Raw genomic sequence first — 16,431 nt, 5'->3', positions numbered from 1 at the left:
ATGGCTATTAAGTCAGCACAATTACCGGCCGTGTTTTTAAGGGTTGCCATTGCTTGTACAATGCTCTCGGCAGTGGCAGACAGATTCGGCCTTTGGGGCGCCAATGCAGCCTGGGGCAACTGGCAGAATTTTGAAAAATACACCCGGGAGCTTACTTTTTTCCTGCCGTCAATTTTGAGCAGATTTTCGGCTTATGCAGCTACTTTCCTGGAAATCGTTTTGTCGCTGCTGCTCCTCGCGGGCTTTCAATTAAAATGGACGGCCATTGCTACCGGCATTCTGCTGCTGGTATTTGCCCTTTCAATGACGGTTGCTTTGGGAATAAAGGCGCCTTTAGATTATTCAGTTTGGGTGGGCAGCGCGGCTGCATTTTTACTGGCAGTTCAAAAAAAACAGGCCGGGCCTTGACCGGACATGCGTGGACACCAGTTGCAAAAATGCCATTTGCCCATTGCGCCGCCGTACAGCGGCAGCACAATTATTGCTAAGAATGCAACTTCTGCCGGCGCAGCGCCGATCTGCTCAGCACCACGCCGGCTACGCCCAGTACAAAAGCCAGAATTGCCCCTGCCTTTCCGCTCCCGGAACCAAAAACAGCCCCGGCCGCAGTGATGAAATGTACCGTGCTGAAGACGATGGCGAGCAAGCCCAGGACCAACGCAATTTTCGCATTTTTGACGGAGAGACGTTTTTTAGACCGGATAGCAAAGATTACGCTTGCTAAACCCAGCAGCAATTCAACTATCCCAATGAGCCGTGCAGTAGTGATGCCTTTTACATAACCGGTTTCATTGAAAAGTTTTGAGTCCTGGGCCAAAGTGAACTCATTTCCGGAGGCCTCCATTACTACCGCTAGTACGGTAAATAACATGAACAAAATATGTTTCATTGTCACAATTTTGACGCAAAGTTACCGGTAGCATCCGCAATAAATTTGTATAAAAACGACATTCTACTTTCCGAACTCGACCGTTCCCCTGTTCATGGCCGTTATTGTCTGTTCGTTGAAATACTCCTTCGGGTTGCGGTTGGAAAACCGCCTGAAATCATGCGTAAAATGTGCCGGGTCATAGTAACCATGCTGGTAGGCAAGCTCCGTTAGTGATTTTTCCTGAAAAGGTTTGTTGAGCAATGAATTAAACCTCGCGATCTGCAGAAATAGTTTTGGCCTGAAACCCGAAAGCTCTTTAAACCGCCGTTCAAATTGCCGAAGGGACAAAAAATTATTTTCTGCCAAGGACAATACTGAAGTTTCCGTGTACAGTTTTGAAACTGCTTTAATAACCGAACATATGCCGCTATATTCACTCCGGATGTTTTTCAACCGGAGCTTTAAAAAGTCACAGATCAGTTTCACCCGCTGGCCGTTGTTGGCAGCCAGCATGATCTTTTCTTCAAGCATCTCGCCATCTTTGCCGCAAAGGGTTTTCATATCCAAAGCCTGGTTGGTGATTTCAGCGGCCGGCAAACGAAACAACTGCGGGAAGGCGTGGGGATACAGGTAAGCGCCCAAAATGCCAAAGTCATTATTGCTTAATGTGACCCGGCTGAAGGTTTCCGTCTGCCCGAAAACACCGGCACTCATCGCCCTGTCTTCATTGTGCCGGATGCCGTACCTGAAATATCCTTTATAGCAAAAGATAAGCTCTGGGCAAGGATAGGCAAAAGCGTGATGAATGTACGGCTGATTCCCTTCTACGAACCAGAAAAAGCGTACATAGTCGGCAAGCTGTTCAGGCGGTTGTATAACACCGTAGTTCATATGGCAATCTTTAAAAGCCGCTCAGGCAATTATGAAACACCGCGGGCATTTTGTCTGGCCAGTCTTTCTTTCCGTTTATCGTTCAAATATTTCCTGACGGGGATGTCGTAAAGCACCATCACCAGGTACGCTGCTCCAACCAGCGTTATCACCCCCGCTATAACGATGAAAGCCAGTTCTACATTGCCGGGTTTATGCGCGGTATAATAATTGCCGAACATCCATAACACGGCATAATGCGTCATGTATAACGGGTAAGAGATCTTCCCCGAAAATACGCAGATCTTTTTTAAACCGGGCGAAAGGGTACTTCCTGCCCCTAAAGCTACCAGCAGGGGGAAGTAAACCAATACTATCAACGTTTCAGACAACCAGTTCCATGCCGAAAACGGCATGATAAAGGCCAGGAGCAGTAATATGCTCAGGCCCACAAACCCCAGCCTGTTTTTGATGATCCAATTGGAGCGGTAAATTAGCAAGCCCGCCAGGAAAGAATACGATATACGTGCACCGCCATCCCAGAAGGTAGGGCCGCTCCATCCACCTAATAAATTGCCGGAACGGTAGCATACCCAGCAAATAGCCGCGGCTGAAATGATGGTTAACAGTACCAGGTAGCCGCGTTTGAGCCTGCAAAGTACAAGTGCGTAAACGATATTGGCGATATATTCCCAGAACAATGACCAGGACGGTGCATTGAGGCCGAACAGGTTAAACCCGCGGTCTTCCATTACAGGAAACGGAATTAATAGTAGCGAGCATAAAAATATGAGGATGACCTTGCCGATGCTGTACAGTTCGGGCTGGCCGCCAAACGGGTCGAACAAAAATGCCAGCAAGCCTAATACCGAGCCGGCTATCACCAGCGGGTGCAGCCTGATGGTCCTGGATTTAAAGAACTCCAGCACGCCCATTTTTGCCATACGGTCATCATAGGCATACCCGATCACAAATCCTGACAGGCAGAAGAAAAAATCAACCGCCAAAAATCCGTGCCCGATGAAGTTCTTGCTCAGGTCCGGGTACACCCATTCCATAAAATGAAACACTACAACGGCCAGGGCGGCTATGCCCCTTAACCCGTCAAGAATCTGGAAATGCTGTTTTGTTTGCAGAATGGTGGCAGCGGTTGTGTTCTTATCCATTTATTTGTATCCTGATTAGCCGTTGCCAAGTTATCTAAAATATTCTAGACTTTGGCCGGGCCTTCTGCCACCCGTCACGCAGCTGTTGCTGCAGCGCTCCAACCAAAGCAGCATTAGCCGGAATATTGGCTATGTTGTTCATTTCGGCCGGGTCGCTTTGATGATCATACAATTCCCTTGCCTTCACCTCATCTGTTTTAAAGTTCCGCCATTCCACGTAACGATAACGATCTGTTCTGATGGCATACCCCATTGTTTGCGGTTCTCCCCTGTATTGCCAGGGCCGGGGAAACTGGCTGAACGCTGCGCTTTTCCAGGGCTGGTCAGGCCTGGTGAGCAATGGCGCCAGAGAGGTGCCCTCCACGCCTTCGGGAACGGGCAGGCCGCCCAGCTCCGCTAAAGTAGGATATATGTCTACCAGCTCTGCCAGGCCATCGGATGTAACGCCTTTCCGCTTCCCCGGCGCCGCAATGATCAAAGGCACCCTGGTATCCAGCTCGTAGTTGGTCGTTTTTGTCCACATTGCTTTCTCGCCTAAATGGAACCCATGATCGCTCCACAACACAATGATGGTGTTCCGGGTTAGGTCCAGCCTGTCCAGTTCCGCCAGCACCTTCCCTATCTGGGCATCCGTATAGCTAATGGCGGCATAATAACCATGCAGCAATTCCCGCTGCTTTGCGTCAGCTATCTCCTTGTTAAATCCTATGTCACTATATCCTCTCAGCTCCTCGCTTTTATGCATGGCATAGGCGGGCACGTTCTCCGGAGTATTCTGTGCGGGCAGGGGAATTTTTTCCCGGTCGTATAAGTCCCAGTACTTTTTAGGCGCGCTGAACGGCAAATGCGGGCGGCGGAAGCCTACCGCCAGAAAAAAAGGCTTGTCTTTGATCTTCCTTAAAACTTCCAGCGCCTGGTTGGCTACCTGCCCGTCAATATAGGCATCATCAGGCACGTCTGCCTCCTCTGTTGCCGCTGCTTTTGCTGATTTTATCTCAAGGTTTGCAGGCAGTACGTATTTGCCCTTCTTGTCCGTTACCGCCAATATTTCCGGTGCAGACCAGGAAGGGGCATCCTGCGCACTGGCAGGGTCGTGATAGATCTTGCCAATACATTGGGTATGATAACCGTGATGCTTGAAATACTGCGGCAATGTGACCACATCCGGAATAGTAGTGCGGAAATGCGTCTTTAAATCCCAGACCTTTGAAGTATTTGGTCTTCTCCCCGTCATCAGGGAGGTGCGTGACGGGGAACATACCGCTTGCTGGCAGTACGCGCGGTTGAATAAGACACCAGCCTTTGCCAGTTTGTCTATATTGGGGCTTTGCACAATTTTGTCTCCATAACACCCCAGTTGCGGCCGCAGATCGTCTATCGCAATAAAAAGGATGTTGGGCGGCTGTTTCTGCTGGCTGAATCCTTTATTTATCCGGCAGCCGCTCATCATCAGCGCCATGATAGAAATGGCTATAAAACTGCGCTTACCGGTGCAAAACGCCATGTGACCAAGTTTTTGATTTTTCATATGCAGTGGAAAGTGTACTTTGGGAAATACCCTGCAAGTATATGTAGGACATTTGTACAAAACAAATATATTGAGTATTTTGGCGATACGCTACCAAAAATATCCTTATCAATAACACGTATGAAAAGAATCAAATCATGTATCGGCCTGTTCCTGCTGATGAACATGGCCGCCAGCGCCAAGGTCATTCTTCCCTCCGTCATCGATCATAACATGGTGCTTCAGCAAAAAACGGACGCCGCGTTGTGGGGGAAAGCGCGCCCGGCGGCGAAAATAAAGATCACCACCAGCTGGAACGGGAAATCTTATACCGTTCAGGCCGGAAGCGACAGCCTCTGGCGCGTTTCGGTAAGCACACCTGCAGCAGGCGGCCCCTTCAACATCACCTTCGATGATGGTGAAAAACTGGTGCTGAAGAACATTCTCATCGGGGAAGTATGGGTTTGCTCAGGCCAGTCTAATATGTCCATGCCGATAAAGGGTTTCCGCAACCAGCCCATAGAAGGTTCTAACGACGTGCTGATCAACGCGAAGAATCCCAAAATCAGGCTGTTCCAGGTTAACCGCCAGCTGTCTGACAAGGCGCAGTTCGACGCCAATGTACGCCGTTGGGAAGAAGCGGACGTAGAGAGCGTGAACGAGATGAGCGCTGTAGGTTATCTCTTTGCCAGGATCATCCAGGAGCGGCTGGATGTACCGGTAGGTATCATTCACACGTCCTGGGGCGGGACCCGTATTGAAGCCTGGATGAGCGCCTCCAGCCTGCAGCAGTTTCCTTCCGTGAAGGTGCCGGCTCCCGGAGATGGTACAAAATTGAACCAGAACAGCCCTACTGTGCTGTATAATGCCATGATCAACCCTATAGCCGGCTTTAGCATCAAAGGAGCGTTATGGTACCAGGGAGAAGCGAACAGGAAAAACGCGCAGCCGTATGCCCAGCAGATGCTGTCTATGGTGAGCGACTGGCGCAAGCACTGGAATTGCGGGGAATGGCCGTTCTATTATGTGCAGATTGCGCCCTACAAATACGATAACGATAACCACTCGCCCTATCTCCGGGAGGCACAGCTGCAAGCGCTGAAAATAATACCGAATTCCGCCATGGCGGTAACGGCTGACATCGGGAAGGAACAATCCATCCATCCGCCGGATAAAATGACCGTTGCAAAACGCCTGGCTTACTGCGCGCTGGCGCGTGATTACGGCATCAGCGGGCTGCCGTACCAGGGGCCGGTTTACAAGTCTATGAAAGTTAATAAAGACACCATTGACCTCACCTTTGACAACGCTCAAAACGGCCTCTACGCAGGCGGGAAAGAACTGACCTTGTTTGAGGTAGCGGGTGAGGATAAGGTGTTTCACCCCGCAACGGCCCAAATAACCGGAGCAGGTATTCGTGTACGGTCTGAGCAGGTAAAAAACCCGGTGGCAGTCCGTTATGCTTTTAAAGACTGGTTTACAGGAGAGCTGTTTAATACCGAAGGTTTGCCGGCTTCTTCTTTTCGTACTGACAACTGGTAATTAGCACCCGTCTCATCAAGGCTTTGCTTCCGGAACGGCGATGCCCGGCCCGTCGTAAATACCGACAGACCGGGCATTGCCTGCCGGAAGTTTGTTATTATAAAAGTCACGGCCGCCATCATTCACTATTGGTTTCCCCGCTCCCAGCGCAGGCGAGCCTGCTTTGAGGCGGTACCCTTCATAACCTTTGATGTCAGGGAACAGGCTGCCGGGGTTCACAAACATCGGGTCTGTCATCAGCTTCGTTCCGCCCGGTTCGTTCTCCGGGCGCAGCCCGAAAAATATGTTGTGGCTGAAGTGCCGCTCCTGCTTGCCTTTACCATCAACCGCCAGGTTATATACCGCCTTTTCGCCCAGGTTGTAAATAATGTTATTCTCAAAGCTATAGGTATGGCTGGCGGTGCTTCTTTCCCGGATGATCACCGGCGCCCGGTGGCGGCCAATGTAAAAAACGTTGTTGTATACGGCGGCGCCACGGAACGGATAATTAAAATACACCAGCGCACCCTTGTCGTTAACGCTCAGGTTATACCGCACTACAATACTGTCATCTTTTTTATCTGTACAGAACCATACCAGCCCGTGAGCATTATCATGACTGTAGCTGTATTGCCAGATGGTACCCGGGCTATTGATATCAGGGTCATACAAGCTGCCGTCCGCATCCGGCGAGCGGTTCAGGAAACCTTCGTTGTACTGGAACACCGTGCCTTTCACCGTGCGGGAAAAGATGGTATTCCCCGTGATGGCAATGGCCGTCTCATAACAAAGATTATTTTCTACTACACCACCTTCGGTCAAACGGATGATCATGGCGTTCTTTGAAATATGATGGATCACGTTGTTGCGGATCACCAGGTTGGTCAGCTTTCTTGCCTCCCACTCCGGCGTACCTGGATAGTTTGATACCGACACATCGTTATTGGTAGCAATTCCCTGGTTCTCTATGTGATGGATGTGGCAGCCTTCTATCAGGATGTCGTTAAAGCGGGTGGCTTTTATTTTATCTTTCAGGGTATTGATATGGATACCGGCCGTGCGCTTCTCCTTATCCCCATGCCCCACTATGCCGCTGATATGATGAATGTCAAGGCCCCTGAGGTAAATATGATTAACCGTGCCGTAGTCTGCCGCGTTGATCTCCACTCCCCGTCGGTCTCCCGGCTCAGGGGAAAAATTCACCAGCTCCAGGTTGCTGATCTCCCAATACTCCTGGTTATACAGGCAGAATACCCCCTTGCCCACCAGGCCGCCGCCGTCAATTAAAGGTTTGGGCCCTTTGCCGTACATGTCCAGTTTGATCACGGCAGCGGGGGAACCGGAACCTTTGGGATGCAGGCTGCCCGTCCACCGGCTGCCGGCCCTTAAAAGGATCGTAGCGCCGGGGCCGAACGTAGTGGCATTGAGCTTTTCCAGGCTCTTCCAGGCCGCTTTCGGGGAGCGCCCGCTGTTGGCGTCGTTACCTGACCGGGCATCTACGTAAACCGTTCCGGTAATGATGCCGGCCCCTTGCGCAGCCATGGCGGAAAGCAGCAGCAGCGCCGCCAGGCAGTATGCGTATGTGTTACGATTCATAGTGTTACAATTGGACCTTTGCCAATTTTGCGGCATCGATCTGTTTAACCGCTTCAGACATGCGTTGATTGATGATGTCAGCGTATGCCTTTTCCACACAAGCATCGTGTACCTGCCGCTGGTACAGTTCCAGCGTATATTTTTCAGCTTTGTATACCGTTTTTTTCATTTCCAGGAACTGCGCTTCCAGGTCGGCACGGCTCACCACAATACGTTTGTCTTCCAGCATTTTATCCTTGAGAACGATCACGGCATTGTTCAGGCAATACTGGTAAAAATCATCTTCCGTGAATGTTTGCGGGCCCACATATACAGCCCCCTTTGCCTTTCTGGCGGCATTGGTGTTGTGCAGCTCATCCAGCAGCGCCGCATACGTTTTGAACGGCCACAGGTTTTCGCCTTGCAGCAGCTTTTCCTGTACTTTCAAGCGTACCAGCGCTTCTACTGCCAGCTGACGCACAGCTTGCATATTTCCGTCTGCCTGCTGCCACCTGGCGTTCAGCATTTCTCTTTTTACTTCCGTAGCCGTAACAGGCAGCCCTTCAATAAACCCCACCGTCTGCCCGGCTTTCTGGCCCATGGAAGCAGTGACCCATAGCACGCTGAACAGTACCAGCGGCAGGGCTTTCAGTTTGTTTATCATGAAAAAAATCATTTCAGGTGTTTCATTACAAATGCGGCCACCTCCGGCACATATCGCGATTCGATCTCCTTATAGGCCGCATGCCCCTTCCCTTCCATCACATGCAGTTCGGAAATATTCCCCAGCTGCTTCATCTGCTCGTCCAGCGCATACGCATATGCAACATTGATCAGCTTGTCCTTGTCTCCATGGAAGGTGAGCAAGGGAGGCGCATTCTTTTCAATTACCCCAACATCGGCCAGCCCGCCCCAGAAGTTCACCACCGCGCCTACGGGCAGCACTTTCTGCCGGGATGCATAAGCGGTGTACAATGAAGTCATGGCGCCGGCAGATCCGCCGGATATAGCCACCTTCCGTTTGTTGAAAGCATATTCCCGCGCGTGGCTGCCAATCCAGCTGAACACCAGCTGCGCGTCTTCTGAAGCCACTTCCACGGCATGCTGCAAGGCGGGGTTGAACGTACCTGTTGGCGGCAGCCCTGCAGCCATGTTGGCACTGGCGCTGGCGCCGGGCACTTTATGGTGCTTCAGGTAAAGGCGATAGTTGACCGAGAGCACCGCAATGCCTTTGGAGGCGATCTTTGTGCACAGAGCGGTTACCTGGCGTTTATCTCCCCCGCTGAACCCTCCGCCATGAACAAAAACGAGCACGGGCAGTTTACCTTTTGCGGCAGGAAGGTAGAGGTCAAGCAAGCGGTCTGAGGAAGTATCCGTTTTCATGGAATCAGGCTGCGGCGCGTAGCGGATGTTCCGGATCACTTGTACGGTGTACGCACTGTCTGCCGGAAGTGGCCCCGCAGCTGCCTGCCCCGTGGGAAGCAAGGCCAGTCCGCCCAGGAAACAAATACGTGTCATAGCCCCCCAAACGGAAAGCAACCGTTTTGTGGATAAGATCAATTGCCCCATAGTGTGGATTTTAGTTGATATGAGGCCAAGATAATTATCTTTTCCTGATTTTCCGTGTACGTTACCGGAAATTGCCTTCCTAGAACTCCTTGTCCCCGAATTCGCTGTTGGGGAGCCTGGATTTTCCGCTCAGCTTGTTCAGGTTAAAGCCCAGGTTGATCAGGAACACGTCTGTTTCGTAGATGTAGTTGGTGGTGGTATAAAAGTCGGGCCCGCTGGTGGTGATGCGCTGGCGCTGCGTTTGCCGCATGCCAAGGTCCATGTTCTGCCATTGCAGCGTGGCGGTAAGCAAACCGTCCATGAACGTTTTTTTCAGGGAAGTATTGGGCACCAGGAAACGGGAGTCTTCTCCCTGTGCAGTGGGCCTGGCGGAAAGGTAGTTAACGTTTGCCTGCAGGCTCCATGTTGCGCCCAGCTTGAAATTGGTATTGGCATTGATGGAATATACCCAGGCGCTGTTATTAACCGTTGAGTGGACACCCAGGATGTTCAGGTTACCCTTGATCTTGTAATTGTAAACGTTGCCCCCAACGTACAATGTCCACCAGGTAGTCGGCTGCAGGTTGGTGCCGGCCTCCAGGCCAAATGTACGGGCGGCTTCCGCATTGGTGAACACGCGGTTCAGGATGGTATCTGCATACACGCTGTTGACGCGTTGTATGGGATTTTTGATATGCTGGTAGTATGCCGTGGCAAAGAATGAACCTTTATTGAAAGTCTGGATGGCCCCCAGCTCTGCCAGGTCTATGAAAGAAGGCAGCAGGTCAGGGTCTCCCTGTTCCAGCGTTTCAGAGTGCTCCCGTTCGGGTATGGGGTTCAGTTCGAAGTTGTTGGTGCGCTGAATCCTTTTGCTATACCCTGCCTTTGCTTTCCACCCGTTGCTGATAGTGTACAGCAGGTTGGCGGAGGGGAATAAATTGGAGAGATCCAGCTTGTGAGGAACAGGGTCGTAAGACAGCTTTACCGTTCTGGCAGCGTATTCGTACCGCAGGCCCGCTATGTATTCCAGTTTTTTCCAGCTGGCGGAATACTGGGTGTAAACGGCATTGATCTGGTTCCTGGTGTTGGCGGAGCCTCTGAACCGGTCTGCATCCGGCTGGGAGGTGGCGGGCGTTACAAAGTAATCGAACTTGCCGTTCTGCGTGTCATGCCTGAACTGGTAACCGCTTTCCAGCTTCCCCTTCCCGATGTTGACCACATAGTCCAGCTTGAGGCGGTAGCCGTCAATAGGGTTTTCGTACGGGTTGTATACCTCCTGCAGCAGGTGGGAGGTTTCCGGGAAGCCCACGTTTTTGTTACTGGTATTGCCAAACAGCCGTGCGCTTTCAAACAGGGCGGAAGCGGTAAGAGTGGATCTGTTCCGGAAGCGGTGGGTATAGTCCAGGTTGCCCAGGTAAAAGTTGCCCTGCCTGGTTTGCAGGTTGGAATTAAAATAGGTGGTGCTCCTGATCAGCTCTCCGGTGGTGAGATTGGAGGCGGAATTGTTGTAAAGGATGTCTGCCAGCCTGGCCTGGTACCTTTTACCGATGAAAAAACCGGCGGAAACGGTATTGTTCGTATCCGGCGTAAACGTCGCAGATGCGCGGCCGGCGTAATTGTATTTGTCAAAGCTCCTTTCACCGTTGGAGGGAAACCGGGTCATGATGTCTGTAGTGAAGTTTTTAGTGTAAACATCCCCTTCCCGGTAGCCGGCATTGTCATTCCTGGTGTAATTGCCGCTCACGGAAACGTCCCATTTATTCTTTTTGAAGTTGATGGTCACATCTCCGCCAAAGCGCTTCGGTTGTTCCTTGTTGCCATGGTCTGTGGTGCTTGGCAGGCCTCCCATCACATTGGCTGCAATGCTGAACCCGTCTGTAGCGCCTTTTTTGGTGATGATGTTGATGATACCGCCCTTGCCGTCAGGATCATATTTGGCAGAGGGTGAGGTAATCAGCTCAATGTTCTCAATAGCGTTTGCCGGCAGCTGGCTTAAAACGGTCTGTGCGTCCGTGATCACCGGTTTCCCGTTCACCAGTACCAGGAAGCCTGTAGAGCCGCGCACGCTGATGCTGCCTTCTCCGTTCACAGATACGGAAGGAAGGTTTTTCAGCACGTCAATGGCGCTGCCTCCTTTTGCGGATTCGAACTGCCCGGCGCGGAACGACTGTTTGTCGATCTTGTTTGAAGCATCTGCCGCCTTGCCGGTTACGTTCACTTCGTTCAGCTGCGCGCTTCCCCGGTTGAGAACGATCTTGCCCAGGTTAAGCGTCTGACCGTCTGACAAGGTTATATTGTTCACATACTTCGTTCCATACCCCATAAACAACACCCGCAGGTGGTAGCTGCCGTGTTTCAGCTTTCCCAGCGTAAACCCGCCCTTTGCATCGGTTACCGCGCCGGTTACCAGGGAAGAATCACTGGTCCTGAACGCGGCAACGCTGGCATATTCCAGCGGCTGGCCGTCTTTTTCGTCAATGATAGTGCCTGTAACAGCGGCTTTTTGCCCGAAGGCCAGCTGGGCGGCGCCCAGGAAAACGGAAATGATAAGCAGTCTGATATTCATCGGATGGTCTGAAAAATCATGCAAATATAGCCTCTCCCGGGAAGACGTGGTTGTACCATTCAGGGCAATTGTTGTACAATTATTTTTTGGCAAGCGCCATTTCCCGGTACTTTCCGGGGGTCAGGTTGGTGTAAGTCCTGAAAAACTTGACAAAATGCGGGGCGTCAGAAAACCGTAGAACTGCCGCAATGTCCTTAATAGGCTTCACTGTAGCGGACAACAACATTTTGGCCTCCAGCAAAACGCGTTCGTTAATGACGGCAGAGGCGGTTTTACCCGAAGATCTTTTACAGACATCGTTCAATGTTCCCGAGGTGGTGTTCAGCTGGGTGACGTAGAAATTTAATTGCCTGCTGTCCAGAAAATGATCGTTTACCAGCCGTTTGTATTGCTGGAAAAGGCCGTCAGAAAACGTCAGTACATTATTTTCCGTTCCGGCTAGCTCCTTGATCTTCGTTATCAGCAAATGAAGGTATGCGCCGTATACCGCATGGCCGGGCGCGCCGTTCTCATATTCTTCCCGCAGGTCTGACAACAGGCGGAACAAACGAACCTGCCCGCCCAGGTGAATATGAGCGGGCAGGCCGAATAAAGTATCAATATCCTCTTTCAGCAGCAGGTCTTCCCGGAACAGCAGTACGTACCCTTTGGGCAACGCCGAAAAGTTCCAGCAATGCGTTTGCCCCGGCCTTATGTAGAAAAACGCCGGCGGTGTAACCTCAAAGCTCCTGTCATCTATATCATGGAAGCCCGAACCTTCATCCAGGAAAATAAACTCATGATAGTCCGCATGACGGTGGGGCCTTGTAGGCTTGATGACCGTTTTCATCATGCTGATCTTGAACAGGCTCTCCCCGGTAATTTTAGATTTGATCGGGATCTCGTTCATCTCTTCTGATAATTACCGTCAAGATAAGCATCCTGGGGATGAGATTCAAGCCCTGCCGTACCTCATCCCCAGGGGCTTGTCAGTATTTCACCACCTTGCGCACCACGGGCGCCCCCTTTCCCTGGATGGACAGCCAGTATATGCCCGGCGGCAGCCCTGCCAGGGACACTTTGCATGACGTGCTGTTAGGCAGCAGTTTGTTGCGGTAATGGAGCTTGCCGTCCATACCGCCTACGGTCAATATGACCTCTGCATCCGTTGACGGATAGGTGACGTACAGCTCGTCATGTACAGGATTAGGATACAACGTTACAGCGGCCGAATGCGCCTGGCCGGGATGTTTTATGGCACTGAGCATGCCGGGCGCCATCAGTGGCCCTTCGCTAACCGAGTCTGTATCATGTATCAAAATATCATCTACCAGGTAAAAGTTGGCGGAACTGTCTTTCACGAACCGCAGGTGCAACGCGGTAACAAGCGGCAAGCCGTCCGCCACGCGGTAGTACCAGCCTGCTGTTCCGCCACCTGCGGGAAGCGCGCTGAATGATGCCGGAGACCAGGTGTTGCCGTCTGTGGAATACTCCACTTTCAGGTCACTGCCGGTGGCCGTACTGTCATCCTTGTATACCCCGAAGGCAACGCTGGCCTGGGGAAGCAGCGCCGTGTTCAATTCGTTGATCTGCAGGTAGGCGCCGGGCTTTTTCAGGAAAAAGGCATTGCCCCCGGAGGCCAGCGGGTAACCCGTGGAAGGCGTGGTATTCCTGAGGTCTGCCGTGCCGCCGAAGTTCAGCAGCAGGGCTTTACTGTCAAACAGGCCGTTGATTTGCACAGTGGTGAGACTGCCGGGCACGGTGCCGCCGGTTTCTGAAAACGGCATGGTGCCCCGGTTGGCCAGCGGCCAGCTATCCCATTCCGCAGAGGCGGATATACCCGTCCAGCCGGGTACCTGGTTAGGCGCCAGCGTGGTATCCAGCAGGTAGAATTTTGCGGCGGACGTGTTGGAAGTGTGATTGGCGGCGAGCGTAAAAAAGTAGCTGGTGTTGGTGGCTATGGGCTCTTCTCCCCCATTCCGCACCAGCAGGCTGTGCAATGCCTGCCTGGTCATGGGCCGCGTTTGGCTGATACCGTCCCACTTGTCTCCCCAGAACACGATATTGGCAGCCGTTGGATGCGATTCCTTGTAAGTGTTCACATACGCTGTCAGCTCGCCAATCCCGAAATAATTCAGGTAAGCCTTCCGGTCTGTTACAGAAAAAGATGCATCGTTCTCTTCCATATCGTTTGCCCATGACCGGTAGGTGCCGTTCACCAGTACACTGTCATATTCAGGCCCGGTAACCGTTTCATGGGTACCCTGCATCAGTTTGTAGATGAACGAGAAGTTGCGGCATTTGGCGCTGATGCTGTCAAAAAATGTACCGCCGCCGTTGCCGATGTTACGGAAGTCCATGCCGAAGGCCGCACCGGGCACCATCAGGGTACGGGTATGGAAGAAAGGCCGGCCGGTGGCATCCTGCCAGGCGGCGACCCCGTTGAATTTATCTGCAATGCGCAGCGCGTAGTCTTTAACGTCCTGCGTTCTGTCACAGTTGGTCTCTATCAGGGCAATGCCCTTGATCCTGTCCAGCACGCCGGCGGCCAGGGCCTTGTTCAGCACAGGCGTGAACCAGTCCCGTACCGCCGCCGCGCCGGCGTCTGCCGTGCCGTAGTTGGGCGCGCCGTCCCGCTCCAGCCATATTCTTGCCCACAGGTAGATGTCCAGCGGCACGTTGTTGGTTTTTGCTTTTACGATGGCGTCTACAATTTCATCCATTGCCTTGTTGAAGTTGACTGTTGTATCCGGCTTGAAGCGGTCTGCGCGATCCACCCGCAGCACAATGGCGTTTGCCTTGGTGGCCACTGCAGCCAATACGCCCGGCTTGGTGGAGCCGGCAGGCTTTGCCAGCCACCAGTTAACGGTAGTCTGTAAAAATTCCTCATCCCCGGCCTGCCGCCATTTCACACCGCGGATGCCGAGCGGGGCAAGGGCGGTGCTGTCTTCTACCGTCACATCGTCCAGGAAGAAGTAGTGTGCGCTGGCGCTGTTCCTGAAACGGATGCTCAGCTGAGGCGCTGCGGGCAGTCCCTTCACCACGCGGTAGTACCAGCCTGCGCTGCCTGCCCCGTCAGGCAATGGCTGCATGGAGAGCGGCGCCCAGGTGGCACCGTCTGTGGTGTATTCTACGGCAAGGGCGGAACCGTTGTTGTTGTCTTCTCCTTTATAGATGCCGAAGGCCAGTACAGGAGCGGCCAGGGCGGAGGTATTGATCCCGCTTATCCGCAAAGCAGCATCGGGCCTTGAAAGAAAAACATTGGCGCCGCCGGAGGCATTGCCGTACCCGGAAGAGGTGAGCGTATTCCTGACGTCTGCTACGCCGGAGAAATAAAGCCCGTCGTTATCATACCCCTGCGTTACCTGGTGCTGCATCATGTTCGTAACGGCGGTGGTGGTTTGCCCGAACGTTTCACGGAATGGCGCGGGCTGGAAGGCATAAGGCGCCTGCAAGTGCAGGGTATCGTCTACAGGAAGGGGAAAGCTGTACCCTTCATCATCCAGCAGGCCCAGGCCGGTCAAAAAGTTATCTGCCAGCAGGTTGCAGGGCAGCCGCCAGAAGGCGCTGTTAAAAAAACCGTGGCCTGCTTCATCTGCCACCCACATTTCCGCGTCCGCGCCGTGAAAATTGAAAGCCTTGTACAACATGTCACCGGCGGGCTTCCAGTTATCTAAACCGCCATATAGAAATATGGCAGGTGTTCCCTCGTTATGAATATAGTTATACGGCAGCAGGCTGGCCGCCGTAAAATGCCGGTAAGCGGGGTTGAAAAGCACCAGCGCATTGGCACGGGTGGAAACAGACAGGTTATCTGTTGAATCGTTATTGTCTTGCTGGTTAACGGACGTCATGGTAGCGAGGTGCCCGCCTGCGGAGCCGCCGGCCAGCACTATCCTGGTGGTATCAATGCCCAGTACGGCGGCCTGCTGCTTCACCCACCTTACGGCGCTCTTAGCATCACGGATGCAGATCTCTTCGGTGGTTTCCATGCCGGTGCCGCTGCTGTTCCTGAAGCGGTAGTTAGCCGTAACGGTTACCATGCCCCGCTTGGCAAAGTACTGGCATTGCGGGTGCAGCATCTCTTTGTTGCCGCCTTGCCAGCTGCCGCCGTGAAACAGCACCATAACGGGCGCCAGGCTGTCCAGGCTGACGCGCCCCGGCGGCATGAACACGTCTAGCTGCAGCGTAGTGGTATCAACGGTTTTATAGGTATAGGTCTGATAGGCTACGTCGTTCATCAGGACTGTTTTGTTATTCACTGAAAAATCGTCCAGGAAATAGAAATTATCCGAAGCGTTTTTCCTGAAACGGAGCATCAGCCCGGCGGCTTGCGGCAAGCCGCCCGCCACCCTGTAGTGCCAGCCTGCCGTAGCTGTGCCGGTGGGGAGCGGCGGCAGGGACAGCGCCGTCCAGCTGCTGCCGCCGTTAACAGAATATTCCACTATCACTTCTGCACCATTGTCTGCATCACCCGCTTTCCGCATGCCGAAGGCCAGCGCAGGCATGGCAATACCGGTGGTATTGATGTTCCCTATCGTGAAGTTGACAGACAGCTTGGAGAGATATACATTGCCCTGGCCGGATGCCTGCGCATAGCCGGAAGAAACATTGGTTTGCCGGAGGTCTGCCGTACCTGAAAAAGACAGCCAGTTATTGGCAAAGCCGTTGGCCGCGGCGTGCGTGGCAATAGCGGTAGGCGTAACGGCCACGTTGCCGATGGTTTCTTTAAATGATTGCCCGTAAGCCAGTGTACCGCTTGCCCAGGCAGCTAACATCATGTAGAGTTTTTTCATGGTCGTGGATGGTGTTTTAGGTGATATGGATT

12 protein-coding genes are annotated in these 16,431 nt (G+C 52.7%); 2 read left to right on the top strand and 10 right to left on the bottom strand.

What is annotated here, in order from left to right; translation table 11 throughout:
* Entirely contained in the window at positions 1–408 is a 408-nt protein-coding gene (locus tag ABDW36_RS12185) for a DoxX family membrane protein (RefSeq protein ID WP_343702180.1), read from the top strand.
* Positions 409–484: 76 nt separating this feature from the next.
* On the opposite strand, the gene ABDW36_RS12180 is transcribed toward ABDW36_RS12185, so the two are convergent.
* From ABDW36_RS12180 to ABDW36_RS12165, 4 genes are all read right to left on the bottom strand, one after another.
* Positions 485–889 carry a DUF6223 family protein gene (locus ABDW36_RS12180; protein WP_343702179.1) on the bottom strand — a complete coding sequence of 135 codons (405 nt, stop codon included), beginning with the start codon at positions 887–889 and terminating at the stop codon, positions 485–487.
* A 63-nt stretch (positions 890–952) separates the two neighbouring features.
* A complete protein-coding gene (locus ABDW36_RS12175) occupies positions 953–1,762 on the bottom strand; it encodes a helix-turn-helix domain-containing protein (RefSeq protein WP_343702178.1) in 810 nt (269 codons plus the stop codon).
* 29 nt (positions 1,763–1,791) lie between these two features.
* Positions 1,792–2,907 carry an acyltransferase gene (locus ABDW36_RS12170; protein ID WP_343702177.1) on the bottom strand — a complete coding sequence of 372 codons (1,116 nt, stop codon included), beginning with the start codon at positions 2,905–2,907 and terminating at the stop codon, positions 1,792–1,794.
* Between the two features lie 34 nt (positions 2,908–2,941).
* Positions 2,942–4,411 carry a sulfatase gene (locus tag ABDW36_RS12165; RefSeq protein WP_343702176.1) on the bottom strand — a complete coding sequence of 490 codons (1,470 nt, stop codon included), beginning with the start codon at positions 4,409–4,411 and terminating at the stop codon, positions 2,942–2,944.
* 144 nt (positions 4,412–4,555) lie between these two features.
* Between ABDW36_RS12165 and ABDW36_RS12160 the strand changes: the two genes are divergently transcribed.
* A complete protein-coding gene (locus tag ABDW36_RS12160) occupies positions 4,556–5,956 on the top strand; it encodes a sialate O-acetylesterase (protein WP_343702175.1) in 1,401 nt (466 codons plus the stop codon).
* 15 nt (positions 5,957–5,971) lie between these two features.
* On the opposite strand, the gene ABDW36_RS12155 is transcribed toward ABDW36_RS12160, so the two are convergent.
* The 6 genes from ABDW36_RS12155 to ABDW36_RS12130 form a co-directional block, all read right to left on the bottom strand.
* Positions 5,972–7,531 carry a right-handed parallel beta-helix repeat-containing protein gene (locus ABDW36_RS12155; RefSeq protein ID WP_343702174.1) on the bottom strand — a complete coding sequence of 520 codons (1,560 nt, stop codon included), beginning with the start codon at positions 7,529–7,531 and terminating at the stop codon, positions 5,972–5,974.
* A gap of 4 nt (positions 7,532–7,535) precedes the next feature.
* Positions 7,536–8,174, bottom strand: coding sequence for a hypothetical protein (locus ABDW36_RS12150; RefSeq protein WP_343702173.1), 639 nt, complete (start codon positions 8,172–8,174; stop codon positions 7,536–7,538).
* Between the two features lie 8 nt (positions 8,175–8,182).
* A complete protein-coding gene (locus tag ABDW36_RS12145; RefSeq protein ID WP_343702172.1) occupies positions 8,183–9,028 on the bottom strand; it encodes an alpha/beta hydrolase in 846 nt (281 codons plus the stop codon).
* Positions 9,029–9,158: 130 nt separating this feature from the next.
* A complete protein-coding gene (locus ABDW36_RS12140; RefSeq protein WP_343702171.1) occupies positions 9,159–11,624 on the bottom strand; it encodes a TonB-dependent receptor in 2,466 nt (821 codons plus the stop codon).
* Between the two features lie 79 nt (positions 11,625–11,703).
* Entirely contained in the window at positions 11,704–12,513 is an 810-nt protein-coding gene (locus tag ABDW36_RS12135) for a helix-turn-helix transcriptional regulator (protein WP_343702170.1), read from the bottom strand.
* Between the two features lie 79 nt (positions 12,514–12,592).
* Positions 12,593–16,399 carry a carboxylesterase family protein gene (locus ABDW36_RS12130; protein WP_343702169.1) on the bottom strand — a complete coding sequence of 1,269 codons (3,807 nt, stop codon included), beginning with the start codon at positions 16,397–16,399 and terminating at the stop codon, positions 12,593–12,595.
* Between the last annotated feature and the right edge of the window lie 32 nt (positions 16,400–16,431).

It is taken from the genome of Chitinophaga sp. (genome assembly GCF_039596455.1).
Taxonomy (GTDB): domain Bacteria; phylum Bacteroidota; class Bacteroidia; order Chitinophagales; family Chitinophagaceae; genus Chitinophaga.
This window is presented reverse-complemented; position numbering and strand designations above follow the sequence as displayed.

Excerpts from the sequence above, each read along its gene's own strand:
- ABDW36_RS12145 (WP_343702172.1), bottom strand. The coding sequence starts at position 9,028 with ATGACACGTATTTGTTTCCTGGGCGGACTGGCCTTGCTTCCCACGGGG.
- ABDW36_RS12160 (WP_343702175.1), top strand. The coding sequence starts at position 4,556 with ATGAAAAGAATCAAATCATGTATCGGCCTGTTCCTGCTGATGAACATG.
- ABDW36_RS12185 (WP_343702180.1), top strand. The coding sequence starts at position 1 with ATGGCTATTAAGTCAGCACAATTACCGGCCGTGTTTTTAAGGGTTGCC.
- ABDW36_RS12170 (WP_343702177.1), bottom strand. The coding sequence starts at position 2,907 with ATGGATAAGAACACAACCGCTGCCACCATTCTGCAAACAAAACAGCAT.
- ABDW36_RS12165 (WP_343702176.1), bottom strand. The coding sequence starts at position 4,411 with ATGGCGTTTTGCACCGGTAAGCGCAGTTTTATAGCCATTTCTATCATG.
- ABDW36_RS12155 (WP_343702174.1), bottom strand. The coding sequence starts at position 7,531 with ATGAATCGTAACACATACGCATACTGCCTGGCGGCGCTGCTGCTGCTT.
- ABDW36_RS12175 (WP_343702178.1), bottom strand. The coding sequence starts at position 1,762 with ATGAACTACGGTGTTATACAACCGCCTGAACAGCTTGCCGACTATGTA.
- ABDW36_RS12140 (WP_343702171.1), bottom strand. The coding sequence starts at position 11,624 with ATGAATATCAGACTGCTTATCATTTCCGTTTTCCTGGGCGCCGCCCAG.
- ABDW36_RS12150 (WP_343702173.1), bottom strand. The coding sequence starts at position 8,174 with ATGATAAACAAACTGAAAGCCCTGCCGCTGGTACTGTTCAGCGTGCTA.
- ABDW36_RS12135 (WP_343702170.1), bottom strand. The coding sequence starts at position 12,513 with ATGAACGAGATCCCGATCAAATCTAAAATTACCGGGGAGAGCCTGTTC.
- ABDW36_RS12130 (WP_343702169.1), bottom strand. The coding sequence starts at position 16,399 with ATGAAAAAACTCTACATGATGTTAGCTGCCTGGGCAAGCGGTACACTG.
- ABDW36_RS12180 (WP_343702179.1), bottom strand. The coding sequence starts at position 889 with ATGAAACATATTTTGTTCATGTTATTTACCGTACTAGCGGTAGTAATG.